The organism is Methylobacterium sp. E-025, from assembly GCF_022829705.1.
Classification (GTDB): Bacteria; Pseudomonadota; Alphaproteobacteria; order Rhizobiales; family Beijerinckiaceae; genus Methylobacterium.
In genome coordinates this window covers 31,289-46,515 of the sequence record NZ_JAKSYR010000187.1, presented here as the reverse complement: position 1 = coordinate 46,515, position 15,227 = coordinate 31,289, and the positions used below count along the sequence as shown (strand labels likewise).

At 66.9% G+C, this 15,227-nt stretch carries 10 protein-coding genes; 5 read left to right on the top strand and 5 right to left on the bottom strand.

The genetic code is table 11. The annotated features are described in order from the left end of the window. Positions 1-55: 55 nt before the first annotated feature. The gene (gene bcsN / locus MKK64_RS26655) at positions 56-943 is read left to right on the top strand and encodes a cellulose biosynthesis protein BcsN (RefSeq protein WP_243938702.1); all 888 of its coding nucleotides are present in this window, start codon (positions 56-58) and stop codon (positions 941-943) included. A gap of 1,457 nt (positions 944-2,400) precedes the next feature. After that, positions 2,401-2,727 carry a DUF6894 family protein gene (locus tag MKK64_RS26650; protein ID WP_243938700.1) on the top strand — a complete coding sequence of 109 codons (327 nt, stop codon included), beginning with the start codon at positions 2,401-2,403 and terminating at the stop codon, positions 2,725-2,727. A gap of 227 nt (positions 2,728-2,954) precedes the next feature. Here the strand turns inward: MKK64_RS26650 and MKK64_RS26645 are convergent, their stop codons facing one another. After that, entirely contained in the window at positions 2,955-4,301 is a 1,347-nt protein-coding gene (locus tag MKK64_RS26645; protein WP_243938698.1) for a lipopolysaccharide biosynthesis protein, read from the bottom strand. 573 nt (positions 4,302-4,874) lie between these two features. Here MKK64_RS26645 and MKK64_RS26640 point away from each other — a divergent pair. Further along, positions 4,875-5,876, top strand: coding sequence for an NAD-dependent epimerase/dehydratase family protein (locus MKK64_RS26640; RefSeq protein WP_147858481.1), 1,002 nt, complete (start codon positions 4,875-4,877; stop codon positions 5,874-5,876). 132 nt (positions 5,877-6,008) lie between these two features. Beyond that, entirely contained in the window at positions 6,009-7,505 is a 1,497-nt protein-coding gene (locus MKK64_RS26635; protein WP_243938696.1) for an exopolysaccharide biosynthesis polyprenyl glycosylphosphotransferase, read from the top strand. Between the two features lie 18 nt (positions 7,506-7,523). Here MKK64_RS26635 and MKK64_RS26630 read toward each other — a convergent pair whose 3' ends face one another. After that, positions 7,524-8,321 carry a response regulator transcription factor gene (locus MKK64_RS26630; protein ID WP_243938695.1) on the bottom strand — a complete coding sequence of 266 codons (798 nt, stop codon included), beginning with the start codon at positions 8,319-8,321 and terminating at the stop codon, positions 7,524-7,526. A gap of 458 nt (positions 8,322-8,779) precedes the next feature. Here MKK64_RS26630 and MKK64_RS26625 point away from each other — a divergent pair, with 458 nt between their 5' ends. After that, complete coding sequence (locus MKK64_RS26625) at positions 8,780-9,625, top strand: LuxR C-terminal-related transcriptional regulator (RefSeq protein ID WP_243938693.1); 846 nt, start codon at positions 8,780-8,782, stop codon at positions 9,623-9,625. Positions 9,626-9,636: 11 nt separating this feature from the next. Here the strand turns inward: MKK64_RS26625 and MKK64_RS26620 are convergent, their stop codons facing one another. From MKK64_RS26620 to MKK64_RS26610, 3 genes are all read right to left on the bottom strand, one after another. Further along, positions 9,637-11,079: an HlyD family type I secretion periplasmic adaptor subunit gene (locus MKK64_RS26620; RefSeq protein ID WP_243938691.1), complete on the bottom strand. Its 1,443-nt coding sequence runs from the start codon at positions 11,077-11,079 to the stop codon at positions 9,637-9,639. Continuing rightward, positions 11,076-12,890 carry a type I secretion system permease/ATPase gene (locus MKK64_RS26615; RefSeq protein ID WP_243938741.1) on the bottom strand — a complete coding sequence of 605 codons (1,815 nt, stop codon included), beginning with the start codon at positions 12,888-12,890 and terminating at the stop codon, positions 11,076-11,078. Before MKK64_RS26615 ends, MKK64_RS26620 begins: the two co-directional genes overlap by 4 nt. Before the next feature lie 253 nt (positions 12,891-13,143). Then, the gene (locus MKK64_RS26610; RefSeq protein ID WP_243938689.1) at positions 13,144-15,195 is read right to left on the bottom strand and encodes a right-handed parallel beta-helix repeat-containing protein; all 2,052 of its coding nucleotides are present in this window, start codon (positions 15,193-15,195) and stop codon (positions 13,144-13,146) included. Positions 15,196-15,227 lie beyond the last annotated feature (32 nt).

Here is a 15,227-nt window from a genome sequence, read left to right as displayed (position 1 = left end):
CGGTCTTCTGGCGGCCTGCAACACCGCGCAGGAGGCGCGCGGGCGGGTCGCGTTCGTGGCGACGGCCTACGCCTCCGGCGAAGGATCGCCCCAGCGCGTGCCGCTCGTGTCGCTCCCCGATGCCGGGTCGGCCGTTCTCGTCGACGAGTCCCGCCGCCGTGGCGCCCTGCATCAGAAGATCGTCTTCGGCCGCGATGGCAGCAGCCGGGCCGACCTGAGCTTGGGGACCGCCGGCTCGGGCATTTCCGGCATGGCCAAGCCGACGCGGCTCGGAATCGCCGCCGAACTCGCCCAGCTGCCCGACGGGCCGTACCGCGTGTCGCGTGAGCCGGCGCGCAACGCCTATGGCCCGGTGGGCGTGGCGCTGAACGGGCGCTGCGCGTTCGCGTGGCAGTGGATCGAGGATCTGCACGGCATCGGATTGGGCGACACGTCGGAGATGCCGGGCCGCATCTCCGCGTCGCTCAGGGTCCATCATTGCAGCCGCGGCTCGTCCGAATCCCTGATCCGCGACTTGTCCCGCCTGCGCCTGGGCGCGGCTCTTCCCGAACGGATCGCCCGGGCGCCGCGACGCGCACGCCCAGCACGGGCGCCGGAGAAGATGCAGGTTTCCAGCACGCCGGACCCCGTCGCCACGATGACGCCGCCCGCGGTCGCCCGCCCGCTCGTCACCGTCAATGGCAGCCGGACCCTCGTGAGCATCCCGCCGGATCGGCGCACCGCGGACTATGCTGTCGATTCCGGTCGCCCGGTGGTGCCGAGGCCGGGCGCTGCCGGATCCGAGGCGCTCGATCAGCCGCGCTACCTCACCGATCCTGGGCCGGCACGGCCATCCTCGAGCGCCCCGGCGACGCAACCGCCCCCCAGTCGACGCGACGCCCTGTCGACGGACCTTCCGGCGCAAGCCTATCGCGGGCCGACCCCCCCGCCGTTCGGTTGGTGAGGCCACCGACCACGCTCTCGAGGAAGACGAGGGCGGCCGGAACCGATTCCGGCCCGAAACGTCAGTATCCGTTTCGGGCGACATCGACAGGGAATCCCTGCCGTGTCGTCCGTGTCCGATAGCAGATGTAGCCGTAGGGACCGTACCATCGGCTGCCGTTCCAGCACGGACGCTGCAGCGGTCGCAGGTCGATGATGCCCGGCTCCGGCCAGCCTGCCGAGGCGTAGATCGGGGCGGGCCGCGCGACAGGCTGATCAATCGGCTGTGCGCTCACCGCGGATCCGAACAGCGGCGTCAGGCAAAGGATCGATAGGGCGCGTCTCATGTTGCTTGCATCCATCGTGGATGGTCCTTCGCCTGAGATTTTCTCGTCAACGCTCGGCGCCCATGGATGTTCGACGTGGGTTGCATCGGCAAATCAGCGGTTCCGTCTTCGCGATCGATGTTCCCGACAGACTCGGAAGCTGAAAACTCATTCTTGGTCGCGCGGCGAAGGCGGGGCGAGCGGATGGCACGGAGCCGCTTGGTTCGGCTGGTCGGAGGATGAGCTCGGGTGAAGGCGAAGGGTGGCTCGGCGACGCATGCGGACGGACGGTGTGGCGACGCTTCCGCCATTGCCCCATCACGGAAACCGACCTCCTCGCGCGTGCAGGACAGCGCGGTGTGAGCCGTCCTCCGGCGTTCCGCTGTTCGGGCTCGAGCCATGCGGTCGCTCTATGCGAAAGGCCGAAGCTCGAGGCGGGGAGGGATGTCGAGCGTCACCGCGACTGTCACGCCGGGCGCGATCTCGCTTCAGGTTTGCCGGGTCACGTCGGGACCGGAGGAGTTCGCGAGCGGATCACGCTCGCGATCGGCGATGTGAAGCCCCTTCCGATCGCGCTGAGTCGCGCCGGGCGCCCACGTCCCGGTGAGGGCCACCCGTGCTTTCCCGCCTGCGTCGCGGACGAGGTCGACGCGTCGCCTCGGCAGAGTACCCCGGTCCGCGAGCCATGGCCGGTCTTCTCGATCGGCCCGGGAAAGCCCGTCGATCCGGTCGAGCGGTACTCCCAAAGCCCAACTCCATCGCTTCCGCGTTCTGCGGTAAGTATTGCGCGTCGTACCAGAGTGGTCATCTGTCTAGCTCATCGCGTTCGGCAAATCAGAATTCATGCCTCCGGCGCGCGCGGAAGCCGTCTCTCCCTATTTGGTCGGGTCCGTTCGAATGCGATACTCAACGAGCCTGCGAAGCACGGCCCGAACGTGCTCTCGAACCTGTCTGCATCTGATGTCGTCGGCCTCTGACCGAGGCCCATCCTGCGGTGTGGCTTCAGTGGGCACGATTTTCACGTCCTCATATGGAGACAGGTCGCGACGACTACGGCCTAAGCCGTTCGGCGCAGGCAACAATAGATACGCCAACTTGCGGGCAAAAATTTCATCAAAATACGTAGGCCGCTGTCGGATGCGCTCTTGTGCAAATGCGGATGGCGACATGGTTAAGCCGTCCTGATGCGCAACGCGGCAAAGTCGGCTGTTTACGACTCGGTAACGAGCCTGGGGCCAAAAAATTTGAAACTCGGGAGGTCGGTTTGCCGCAACGCTTTCGCTTCGATCTTGAGAGCAGCCACATCGCGATCCGGGACGAAGCCGGCGTGGAAGCCGACAGCCTCGATCAGGCGATCGAGCAGGCGGAGGCTGGGATCGAGGAGATGCGGGCGAGCGGTGAGATGCCGCCTTCCAGCGAGACCTGGGAGCTGGTGATCCGCGACGAGGACGGCGTTGAGCTGAAGCGTCTCCCCGTCTGACCCTTGCCGACGGATAGGAAGCGCCGATCCTCGCTTGCTGCGGTGCCTGCGGACGAGAGAAGGCGTCCCGCCGGGAAGGGCGTCCCCCGCCGGCACCAATGCAACACCGCGTCGGCGAGCGGCGGGGTTGCCAAGGAGCGCCGGACACGGTGCCGGTCGCGGCAAGCGTCAAGCTCGCGACCGCCCATGGGGCGGCTCGGCCGGCTTCGGCAGGGGCCCGTGTCTCGTCAGATGACCTGTCCGACACGGTCCTCGACGAGCATCCTCTTCAGGATCATGTGGCTGGCGACCAGGCGCGCGATTGCCGAGATCAGCGTCGCCGCGGCCGCACCCATCACGCCGTAGAGGATGATCAGCGGGAGGCCGACGACGATCGATATCGCCACGCCGATGCCGTTGATCACGACAGCGGTTCGCGGGGCATCGATCCCGTGCAGGAACGAGCACACCGCCTCGGTCGCGTAACCCGCCATGAACGCGAGGACGAGCACCCTCACAGGGCCGGTGAGGTCGAGATAGGGTGAGCCGGCACCGTAGAACGCCGACAGGATGAGCCGCGGCTCGATCAGTGCGCTGCAGTACAAGGCGAAGATGACGGGCGCACCCAGGAGGGCGCAGTTGCGTGCCGCGTTCCAGGCGCTGGATCTCCCGGACAGGTGCGCCCGCGCCGCGAGTTGCGGGATCAGGTTGAGCAGCGCGAACAGGACCGGGTTTGCGACGTTCAGGACGTTGAGCGCCGCCTGATACGACGCCGTCGAGCCGGCACCGTAGGCGAGGGCGAGCGTCCAGCTCAAGATCTGAAAGCGCGTGATGCCGAGCACGTTGCTGGTGAGCGAATACCGCCCGATGTGCCAGAAATCCTGCCAGGTCCCGGCGAGCCCCGCTGCATTCGGCATGGTCAACCGCGCTTGGCGCGCCTGAACGCAAGCCGCGACGGCCGACGTTAGCGCCATCACCCAGAAGATCGCGGACATGGACAGGGATTCGACGTACCAGAACAGCGATACGACCACCGAGGTTTGGCCGAGGTAGCTGATCGCGTCACCGAGGATGGCGTCTCGAAACCGCAATTCGGCGAACAGGGCGCGGCGGCAATACTCCTGGAACTGCCAGCACAGGAAGTAGGCGATGGCGGCCAGGGCCAGGTCCGCACGTCCGTTGGCGAGGTTCACGACCGCGAGGCCGATGCAGAGCGGGATGCTGAGCGGTACGAGGATCAACAAGCTCGTATGGATCAGCGCCCTGCTCTTGTCCGGGAGCGCGACGCTGCATCTGACTGTCATCGGATAGAAGACCAGCGTCGTGTTGACGACCTGCAACAGGAACAGCACGCCGAACAGGATCGAAACGTGCCCATACTCCGATGGTGGAAGATGGCGCGCGAGCATGATGTTGAGGACGAAGGTCCCCAAGCTGACGATCGCCTGATCGATCAGAGGATATCCGGCACCGGTCGAGCGCGCTTTGATCCAGGTCGTCTCGATCCTCGATCGCCATGTCTGCCTCGAAAGCCCGGTGCGAAGCGCTGGGGGATCGCCGACGGCGGAGGCGGACGGATCGGATGCTGGCGGCATGGCTGGAACCCGTGCGGGACGCGGTGACCGGCGTCCTGTCGGCTCGACGTCTCCGTCGAACGGTCTGGCACGATGCCGCGTCAGGACCCCCGCGACCGAGGTCCGGGGCGGCTCGAACCGAGGTCGGCGTCGTGATGTCTTCGAACGACGAGGATGATCGACAGGCAGGAACGCGTCCGTTCATGCTGCGAGCTCGAGCACGGACGGAGCAGCGGCGACACGCGACGGGAGCGATCGACACTCCCTGCCGATACTGTATCGCAGCGTCCAAGCAGCAAGAAGCGTTCGCTTCGTACTAGCCCTCCTGGCTACTGCGCCCTGGTCCACCTCGGACTTCCGAACCATGCCCGCAGCCATGCTGCGATGATGTCGCCGCACGCGGGTGTCGTCCGGCGACGCGCTGACCCGATGAATCATGGAAACCGTCCATAGCAAGCCAAGCAACGCGGTGCGCATCTTCGCTTGCCGTACCAGCAATCCAGGACGGCGAGAGGGAGTAATACCTGTTAGAGATGGATATTAACGTATCGTTAAACATACTCTTCGGCGTTGCATTCGCTGGGAGAAAAGACAATGTCGAGCCGACGTGTGCTTGTGACCGGGGCCGGAGGATTCATCGGGCACCATCTGGTTACATTCTTGAAAGCGAAGGGCTATTGGGTTCGCGGCGTCGACATCAAGATGCCCGAATACGAAACGTCGCAAGCCGACGAATTCGAGGTCCGCGACTTGCGGGATCCCGACGCCTGCCGAGCCGCGGTCAAGGGCATCCACGACGTCTACCACCTCGCCGCCGACATGGGCGGCATCGGCTACATCACCTCGTCCCACGCGGGCATCACGCTGAACAACACCAAGATCAACGTCGGCATGATCGACGCCGCTCGTGACTTCGGCGTCGAAAGATTCCTCTTCTCGTCGTCGGCCTGCATCTACCCGCAGTACCTGCAGCTTCAGCCCGATGTGACCCCGCTGAAGGAAGCCGACGCGTTTCCTGCCGATCCCGAGGAGGGCTACGGGCTTGAGAAGCTGTACATGGAGAAGATGTGCCAATATTTCACCGAGGACTATGGTTTCGCGACGCGCGTTGTCCGCTTCCACAACGTCTACGGACCGCTCGGCACCTATGACGGCGGACGCGAGAAGGCGCCGGCCGCGATCTGCCGCAAGGTGGCGCTCAGCCAGGACGGCGGTGAGATCGAAATCTGGGGCGACGGCCTCCAGACCCGGTCGTTCATGCATGTCGACGATTGTGTCGAGGGCATCTACCGGATCATGGGATCCGGTTACGACAAGCCCCTCAATCTCGGAACCGACGAGCTGATCTCGGTCGACGGGCTCGTCGATCTCGTCTCGTCGATCGCCGGGAAGCGGCTGTCCAAGCGTCACGACACGTCGCGCCCGCAGGGCGTCCGCGGCCGCAACAGCGACAACAGCCTGCTCCGGGAGGTCCTCGGCTGGGAGCCTCGCATCCTCCTCGCGGAGGGGCTCGTCCCGACCTACCGCTGGATCTCCGGCGAGCTCGAAGCTCAGAGCAGCCTGCAGGCCCCGATCCCGGCGGTCGCCGCCGAGTAGCGAGGAACGCGCGTGGGCATCGATCCCGATGCCCACGCGGCCACGCCGCATCGGCATGCGCCCTGGACCGGGCGAGCCGCCCGGTTCGTCGCGCTGCCGTCGATCCCCTCTCCGAGACCGAGATCGCGCTCAATGGCCACGACACTCCCGACGTCCGACCTCAAATCCGCCGCCGCCTCGCCCCTCGTCACGCTGCGGGGAAGCGGCCGACCTCTGCGCAGGACCGACGCGCTGGCGCGCTGCCTCGGCGTGGCGCTCGCTCTCGTGTCCGCGGACGCCGCGGCGGCGGCCATGGCCGTGGCCGGCGGCATGCTTCTGACACGGCAGAGCATCTTCGCCGATGCCGCCGGCATCTCGGACGTGATCGTTCTCCCGATCCTCGCCTGCGCGATCTTCGCCCTGTCGGGGCTCTACGGCGGGTACGGCCCGAGCCCTGCCGAGCGCCTTCGCCTGCGGACCTACAGCGTGCTCGCGCTGGCTCTGAGTTCCCTGGTCTTCCTGAGCGGATACGGCCTCACCGCAGGGTCCGCGATGAGCCTGACCGTGACGACGCTGCTCCTAGTCACCCTCGGCTTCTACGCGGAGGTCGCCGTCCGAGGCTTCCTGATCCGGAAGGGGGTTTGGGGGGCGCGGACCGTGATCGTCGGCACCGACGCGTGCGCCACCGGCTTGGCAACGACCTTGCTGGCGCAGCCGGAGCTCGGCTTTAACCCGATCGGCTTCCTCGTCGATAGCGCCCGGAGAACCGACGCGACGCAGGCCGGGCAGGCCGTCGCCCTCCTGCCGATCCTGGGCGCGATCGAGGAGGTGCAGGACCGATCGTCCGTCGAGGTCGCGATCTTCTGCTCCTCCGCCGATTTCGCGGCGAGCGACATGGCGGAGACCGGCCCGCTGCCGTTCCCGCGGGTCGTCGTGGCCCAGCAATCGCAGGATCTTCAGAGCCTGTGGATGCAGACCAGGCTGCTCGGCAGCACCTTCGGGTTCGAGATCCGCCGGGATCTCTACAGGCCGCGCAATCTCGGCCTGAAGCGCTTGGCGGATCTCGTCCTGACCTGGCCGCTCATCGTTCTGATCGCACCGGTCGTCGCTCTCCTCGCGCTGCTGATCAAGAGGGCCGATCCGGGGCCCGCCTTCTACGTGCAGCAGCGGGTCGGACGAAACGGCAGGCCGATCGGCGTGCTCAAGCTTCGCAGCATGTACGTCGATGCCGAGCAGCGACTGAAGGACCATCTCGCTGCCGACCCGCAGGCCGAGAGCGAGTGGCTGCGGTTCTTCAAGCTGAGGCACGATCCGAGGATCCTGCCCTGGATCGGCCAGTTCATTCGGCGGGCGAGCCTCGACGAGCTGCCGCAATTCTGGAACGTCATACGGGGCGAGCTCAGCCTCGTCGGGCCGCGGCCGTTTCCTTCGTACCACACCGACGGTTTCGATCGCCGCTTCCAGGCTTTGCGGCGCAGCGTCCCGCCGGGCCTCACGGGGCTCTGGCAGGTGTCGTCGCGCAGTGATGGCGACCTGGCCGTGCAGCAGAGCCAGGACACGTTCTACATCCGCAACTGGTCGATCTGGCTCGACTTCTACATCCTGCTCGCCACGGTGCCGGCGATGATCGCCGGGTCGGGTGCCCGCTGAAGCGGGCGCCTTTCTCCCTCAGTGAGCGTCGGCGAGCGACGGGTCGGGCTTGGCACCGACCCGTTCGGCCTGTTCGGGGCGGGAAGCGTGGCCCAGGGCCCAGATCGCCGCCTGGGTCCGGTTCTGCACGTTGATCTTGCGCAGAATGCTCTTCACGTGAATCTTCACCGTCGACTCCGCGATGCCGAACTGGCGGGCGATGTGCTTGTTGGAGATGCCGTCCGTGAGGCATCTGAGAATGTCCGCTTCCCTGCCGGACAGGAACAGGCGCTGTTCCGTCGGCGCCGCCTTCAGGGGCTTGGGCTCGTACGGCGTGCGACGCGACGCCAAGTACTTGGCGAAGTTGATCGACAGGACGCCGCCGTCGCCGAAGACGACATCCAGTGCCGTGATCAACGCGGAAGGGCTGATGCCGGCGCTCAGGAAGGCGTGCGCCGGGATGCTCATCGCGTCCGCATAGCGATCGGGATCGTTCTCATCCACGAGCACGACGATACGCGCCGCCGAATTTCTGGACCGCAACGCCGAAAAGATCTCCGCCAGCTCGGTGCCGTGCGCTGCATCCGTGAAGATGATAAGCTTCGGGCTGGTATCCTGCAGATGATTCGAGCAATCGAGATGTGGTAATTGAATGATGTTCCGATATTGATGATCTTCGAGAATGCTGCGCAGTCCTTCGCTGTAAAATCCTGACGGTCCGATGATCAGCGTCGCTATCGACCGGCTTGGATGCTGGTCGGTGATCTTGAGCCTGCGCTGCGCCGACGCAGCTGCTGGCGCTCTGATTCGGCTGAGTCGTAGCCCTTCGGACATCATCGCCTCGCGAATTTGAAAGACTGGGCATCTATAAAGCAAGAGAATGGAAATCCTGGAGGATAAGTCAATTCTAAAATGGAGCCGCCGCGATCCGATTAGGGCTCTACATCGCGGATGAGAAAACAGTTGTCGCAGTTTTTGCATCCCCCGAAGAGCGAGGGCTGAGCATCTGGCACAACGTTTGCGGCGGGAATGTAACTTATGATGGTCGACCAAGGCGCCCCAACTAGTGTTTCGACAACGGTTATGGGCTTCCTCGATTCGAAGGATCGAAACGCTCGGCACAGGACGTGCTCGAGATCGCACGCGGATCGACGTCGGCATCCGGATGCCGCCGCCTGCGCTGCAGGGCGCATAGTACTTTGGGAGGACCAAGCTGGCCTTTTGAGACATATGGAAGAGGACCGATTTGATTATATTCGACGGCCACATGTCAAAACTGTCTTAGGCAGGCTCTCATGGCTGTAGAGAAGCGTAAAAGCGCGCGGTCCTCCGTGCCGCGGCCGGTGAATCGCCGTCGGACGGACGAGATCGTCGAGACGGCCCTGGTCGAGCCGAACAGCCTGTTTCGAGAGGGGATGGAACACATCCTGGCTCGAACGCGATTGCAGGTCGTCGCCAAGACCGACACGCTCACCGCTCTGCTGGCATCCTCGACCGGGCACAAGGCGCCGCGCCTGGCCATCCTGGCGATGGAGGGAGTGGACGCGCCCTCGACCGCGACCATCGGCGCGCTGAAGGCCCGGTATCCGGATTGCCGTATCGTGTGCCTGATCCAGGGCGATCATTCGGATGCGAGCGTCGACCTGCTGAAATCCGGCGCCGACGGCGTCCTGTTGCGGTCGATCGGCGCCGACGCCTTCGTCAGATCGCTCGAGCTGGTGATGCTGGGAGAGCGCGTGCTTCCCGCGGCCGCCCTGTCCGCGGCCTGTTCCGGCGAGTGTCGAGAGGCGACGCCCGCACATGCGCCTCTTCCGGACGGCGATCAGCCCGGCAAGCCGGAGCAGGCGCCGCGCTACTGCAATCTGTCTTCTCGGGAACTCGCCATTCTCCGATGCCTCGTCCAGGGCGAGTCCAACAAAATCATCGCACAAAACCTCGACATCGCCGAAGCCACGGTCAAGGTTCACGTCAAGGCCATTCTCCGCAAGACCCACGTTCAGAACAGGACCCAGGCCGCCATCTGGGCCCTCAACCATCTCGCCGACTGCGAGCCCTCCGATCTCGAAGGGGCGGCGAATGGCAGCCACGGCCAGGTCGCGCCGATTCTTCTGCCCGCCGATGGGTCTATCCGCGTAGCCTAGGCCGGGCGCGCTCAGTTCTCGCGCCAAGCCTTGGCGACCTGATCCGCGAGCGGTTTCGTCAGGAAGGAGATGACGGTGCGCTCCGTCGTCTTGATGAAGCTCTCGACCGGCATGCCCGGGCGCAGCTTCGCCTTCCCGAGCCGCCTGCTCTCCTCTTCGCCGATCGCGATCCGGGCGGTGTAGACGTTCATGCCCGACTTGGCGTCCTTCGTCACATCGGGCGAGAGTCGGTCGACGACGCCGTTGATCTCGGGGGTGGTGCGCTGATCGAAGGCGGTGAATCGGAGCACGGTCTGCTGTCCGACATGGATGTGGTCGATGTCCTCCGGGCGGATCTTCACGTCGACGGCGAGCGCGTCGGCTTGCGGCACGATCAGCATCGCCGGCTCGCTCGGCGTGACGAGGCCGCCGATGGTGTGCACGCTCATCTGGTGGACGATGCCGTCCTGCGGCGCGCGCAGATCGATGTGACGCAGCGCGTCCTCGGCGACGACACGCTTTTCCACGTACTCGGAGGTCTTGGCACGGATATCGGCGAGTTCCTTTGCGACCTCGGCGCGCATGTCCTGGTCGATCTGGAGGATCTGCAGCTCCGTCTCGCTGATCTTGCCCTTCGCCTGCGCGATCGCCGCCAGGAGCTGGCCGCGCTCGCCGTCGAGGCGGGTCGCCTCGCGCTCCAGCGCCGTCACCCGCGAGACGGGGATCAGGTTCTTCTGACGAAGCTCGCGCAATCCCTGAAGCTCGTTCTGGATCAGCGCGATCTCACCCTCCTTCGCCCGCGACTGGTCGTTCAGGCCGGTGATCTCGTGGTTGAGCTGGGCGACCCGCTCGTTGAGCTGTGCTTTCTGGCCGCCGCGGGTCGCGCGCCGGATGGTGAAGAAGGCGGTTTCTCCGGCGATCAGGTTCGCCACCGTCGGGTCGGTCTTCGCGCGCTCGAGGAACTCGGCCGGGAAGGTCAGCGCGTCGGCGCCACGCTGTTCCGCCTCGTCGCGCGCACGGCGCGCCGTCGTCTCGTCGAGCGACTTGACGACGATGTCGAGGTTGGCCCGGATCTGGGTGTCGTCGAGCCGCACCAGCACCTGCCCGGATCGCACGCGATCGCCCTCGCGGACGTTCAATGCGCCGACGACCCCGCCCACCGGGTGCTGGACCTTCTTCAGCTCCGATTCGACGACGACCTGCCCGGGCGCGATCACCGCGCCCGAGAACGACGTCAGGCAGGCCCAACCACCGATGCCGAACACGAGGATCCCGGACAGGATCGCGGCGGCTCGCAGCTGACGCAGCAGCGAATCGTAGCTCGGGCTTCCATGGGCGCCCGGCGCCGGGACGAAAACCTCGGCCAGGGCGCGCAGGCGTCCGGCCGCCGGCCCGATGCCGGCGCGCGCACGGGACAGCGCGAGGCCAAGGCGCGGCTCGAGCGAGCGGGCTAGGCCTGGGACAGTCCGAATCATGCGCGGAACCGTTGCTGTGCGGCGGCGAAGGCCGGCCTCGGCGCGTCGGTCCGGGCGGGCACCTTCGCCGGCGGAGCGGTCGTCGGGACGGCGGTCGGGCGAAGGAGCCGGCCGAGAACCTCGTCGCGTGGACCGAACTCGGCGATGCGCCCGTCCGCGAGAGCGAGAATGAGATCGACGGTCGCCAGCACGTTGGGACGGTGCGCGACGACGATCGAGATGCCGCCGCGCGCGCGAACCCCGTGCAATGCAGCCGCGAGCGCGGTCTCGCCGGCCACGTCGAGATTGGCATTGGGCTCATCGAGCACGACGAGGAACGGGTTGCCGTAGAGCGCCCGCGCCAGGCCGACCCTCTGACGCTGGCCCGCCGACAGGCGGACGCCGCGCTCGCCGATCGGGCCGTCGTAGCCGCCCGGCATCTGCACGATGGTGTCGTGGAAGCCGGCGGCCTGCGCCGCTTCGATCACGGCGTCCGCCGACGCGTTCGGGTCGAACCGGGCGATGTTCTCGGCGATGGTCCCCTCGAAGAGCTCGACCTCCTGCGGCAGGTAGCCGATGTGGCGCCCGAGCGCCGAATTCGACCACTGGTCGAGGGAGGCGCCATCGATGCGGACGCTGCCCCTGACCGGCGACCAGACGCCGACGATCGCCCTCACCAGCGAGGACTTGCCGGACGCGCTCGGCCCGACGATGCCGAGCGAGGTGCCCGCCTCCAGGTCGAGGCTGATGTCGGACAGGACCAGCCGCTGGATCTGAGGGGGCGCGACGCTGACGGCCTGCAGGCTCAAGGTCCGGTGCGGCGCCGGCAGCTGCAGCGGCGTCGGCATCGCGGGCAAAGCGGTCAGGAGCACGTCGAGCCGGCGCCAGCTCTGCCGGGCCGCGACGAAGCTGCGCCAATTCGCGATCGCCAGTTCCGCCGGCGCCAGCGCCCGCGAAACCAGGATCGAGCTCGCGATGATGATGCCCGAGGAGGCTTCGCCCGAGATGACGAGGCAGGCGCCGAGCGCCAGGACGCCGGATTGGAGCGCGAGCCGGAAGACCTTGGATGCGGAGCCGAGGCCGGTGGCGATGTCGGCGACGACCTGCTGCCCATCGAGGAAGCGGCGGTTGGCGCCGGACCAGCGACGGATGAAGGTGTCGCGCATGCCCATGGCGGCGAGCACTTCGGCGTTGCGCTGCCCGGCTTGGGCCAGGCTGCCGCGGCTGGCCGCGTGTTCCGTCGCCCGTTGCATCGGCCGCCGGGTCAGGCGGTCCGTGACGATGGTCAGGGCCACCAGCACGCCGGCTCCCGACAGGGCGGCGAGGCCGATCAGCGGATGGAACAGGAAGCAGATCAGGAGGTAGAGCGGCATCCAGGGGAGGTCGAACAATGCCCCCGGCGCCGGGCCGCTGAGGAAGCTGCGCAGGGAATCTAGATCGCGCACCGGCAGCAGCCCGTCGTCGAGCATGCGCCCGACCAGCGGAGCCCGGATGGTGGTCTCGAAGACGCGGACGCCGAGCGACTCGTCCAGCATGGCGCCGACGCGAACCAGCGCACGCGCGCGCAACACCTCCAAGGCCCCCTGGAACACGAACAGGGTCAGCGCCAGCAGGCACAGACCCACCAGCGTCGCGATGCTGCGGCTCGGAATCACCCGATCGTAGACCTCGAGCATGAAGAACGATCCTGTCAGGCACAGGATGTTCACGAGGCCGCTGATCACGGCGAGCCCGACCAGGGCGCGGCGGGCGACGACGATCGCGGAGGCGATCTCGGAGCCCCCGGCCGGCAGCCGGGACGCCGCGCGGGGATGTGCAGGCTGCGGTTTCACGAACACCACATCACCGTCCTTGCAGTCGATGGAGGAGGATTTCGGGTATGCGGGACCGGCGGCGCCAGCCGCCATCGCCCCGCGGATCGGAGCGACCTTGATGCCGGGTGCGCTGTGCGCCGCCCGTCGCCGTGCCCCTCTGCCCGAGCGGAGCGAGAGGGCGGTCAGGCGTTTGGTCGCTGGAAATGCAGCGCGCGTCGCCGGGGAGGGCCGATCCGATGACCGGCCCCCCGTCGTGTTCGTCTCGACGGCGTCAGCCCCAATGGCCGCCCGCAGAGGCGTGGTAGAAGTGGTCGATCGGCGTCGCGGTCTCGGCCCCGGCGTGATTCGCCCAGTGCTGCTCGGCCAGTCCGGCGTAGTGCTGCAGCGCGTTGCCGGCCACGGCCTGCCAATCGACATGGCCGTCCAGGCGAGCCGAGATGGCGCTGGCGACGGACGGGTCGACGCCATGGTCGGCCAGCAGATCGGCCCAGGACGGGTGCGCGTCGCTCGATGCCGAGACGGGGCTCGTCGGCGTCGCGCCGCCGCCCTGTGCCTCCGTGCCCCCGTGGCAGTGCGCCAAGCCACGACCGGGGTCGTGCGGGTCGGTGTGCGGCGCACTCCCCGTCGCGGATGTTTCGTCCGGGGCCGCCGGGACGGGGGGCGTCCCATCGCCGGTCCCCGCGACGGGCTGCGCGGTCACGGGCGCCGGAGCCGTGGAGCCCGTCTGCTCGGGAGCCGCCGGCTGCGCGGTCGCCGGCGACGCTGGCTCCGTCGCGACGGGGGTGGAGACGACGGGCGTCGAGGCCGGATCGGCGGATCCCGCATGCTCCGGTGCCGCCGGGGTGGTGGTCGCGGGCAGGGCGGGGTCGGCCGCGACGGGAGGCGTCTGGGATCCCGGCTCGCTTGGTGCCGGCGTCTCGGGGGCGGGCGTGAACCCGACGGGCACGGTCTGCGCCACCGGGATCTGCGTCGAGATCGTCGCACCGGCATCCTCGCCGGCGGTCGTTTGGAAGCCGCTGAAATCGTAGCCGGTGTTCACCCAGGAGAAGTGCTGCCCCGAGGGGTCGGCGTAGTGGTACGCGTTGTTGGCGAAGCTGTTTCCGCCGTTGCGCAATCCGGCCTCGTCGAAGTCGGCGACCGAGCCGGAGACGCCGGCGCCCGGCGTGCCGTCGACGATCACGTTGTCACGGACCGCGTTGCCGGTGGTCGTGTGCGGGCCGTACGCGCCCGATCCGCGGTCCTGCTGAATCAAGGTGATTCCGTTGCCGCCGGTCGTCGCGTCGACATGGTTGCCGTAGACCTCGACGTTCTTCGAGTTCTGGATTTGGATCTGACCGTCCCACAGCCAGGGCGCCGTCGGGCTGCCGTTCCCCGTCACGACGTTGTTGCGGATCGTGGCGTCGTAGCTGATCTCGTGGCTGATGCCGCCGGCGAGATTGTTGACGACGGTGTTGCCATCGTAGAGCGTGTGGATGTTGTCGATATCGGTCCAGAGGCCGTAGCCGTTGTTGTCGTGGGCATAATTGCCCAAGACCTGAAGGTTGGTCGTCTGGGCGAACTTGCTGCCGCCGCCCTCGAAGCCGGGATCGATGCCGGCGAAATATCCGTTGTGGCCGATCTCGTTGCCTTGGACGAGAATGTCGGTGCCATTCGCGCCAAGACCCATCTGGCCGTTGTCGTGGATGTTGTTGCCGACGATCTTGCCGTCCGTTCCAACGTAGGCACCGAGGGCGTAGTTCAGCCGGATCTCGTTGTTTTGGACCACCCATCCCTGGGCCGACGGGTCCCATCCCACGGCCGCGTGCTGCACCGGCGGGTCGTACTTCTCGATGACCAGGTTCTCGACGGTCACGCCCTTGGCTCCGCCCGCGAAGGCGAACGGGCTCACGCCGGCCTCGACCTTGTGGCCGGCGGGATCGTCCTGGAAGTAGATCTTGTTGGCGGCGTAGTCGAAGTAGAACTTGCCCGGCGCGACCTTGCTGAGCGAATCGACGGGCGAGAGCGGTTTGTCGTCGATGAAGAACGTCTCGGGATAGCCCGCACGCTCGGCACCGGGAATGCCCTTGTCGGTCGAAAGACGCATGCCCTCCTGGGTCTGGTCGCTCGCGACCCAATTCGCGCCTTCCTTGGTGAAATCCGTGATCTGGTGCGAACCGTTGAGAATCGCACCTTCCTGACCGATGAAGTGGTCGTTGTCCTTGGGCGTGACCGACTGCATGCGATGCTCGCCGGCCTCGATCCAGAAGGTCGATCCCGCGGGCGCGGAGTCGACGACGGATTGGATGTCCACGCCGACCGGCACCACGATGGCGCCTGCAGGCATGCTGGTTGAAGTAATCCCAAAGGTCTGTGACG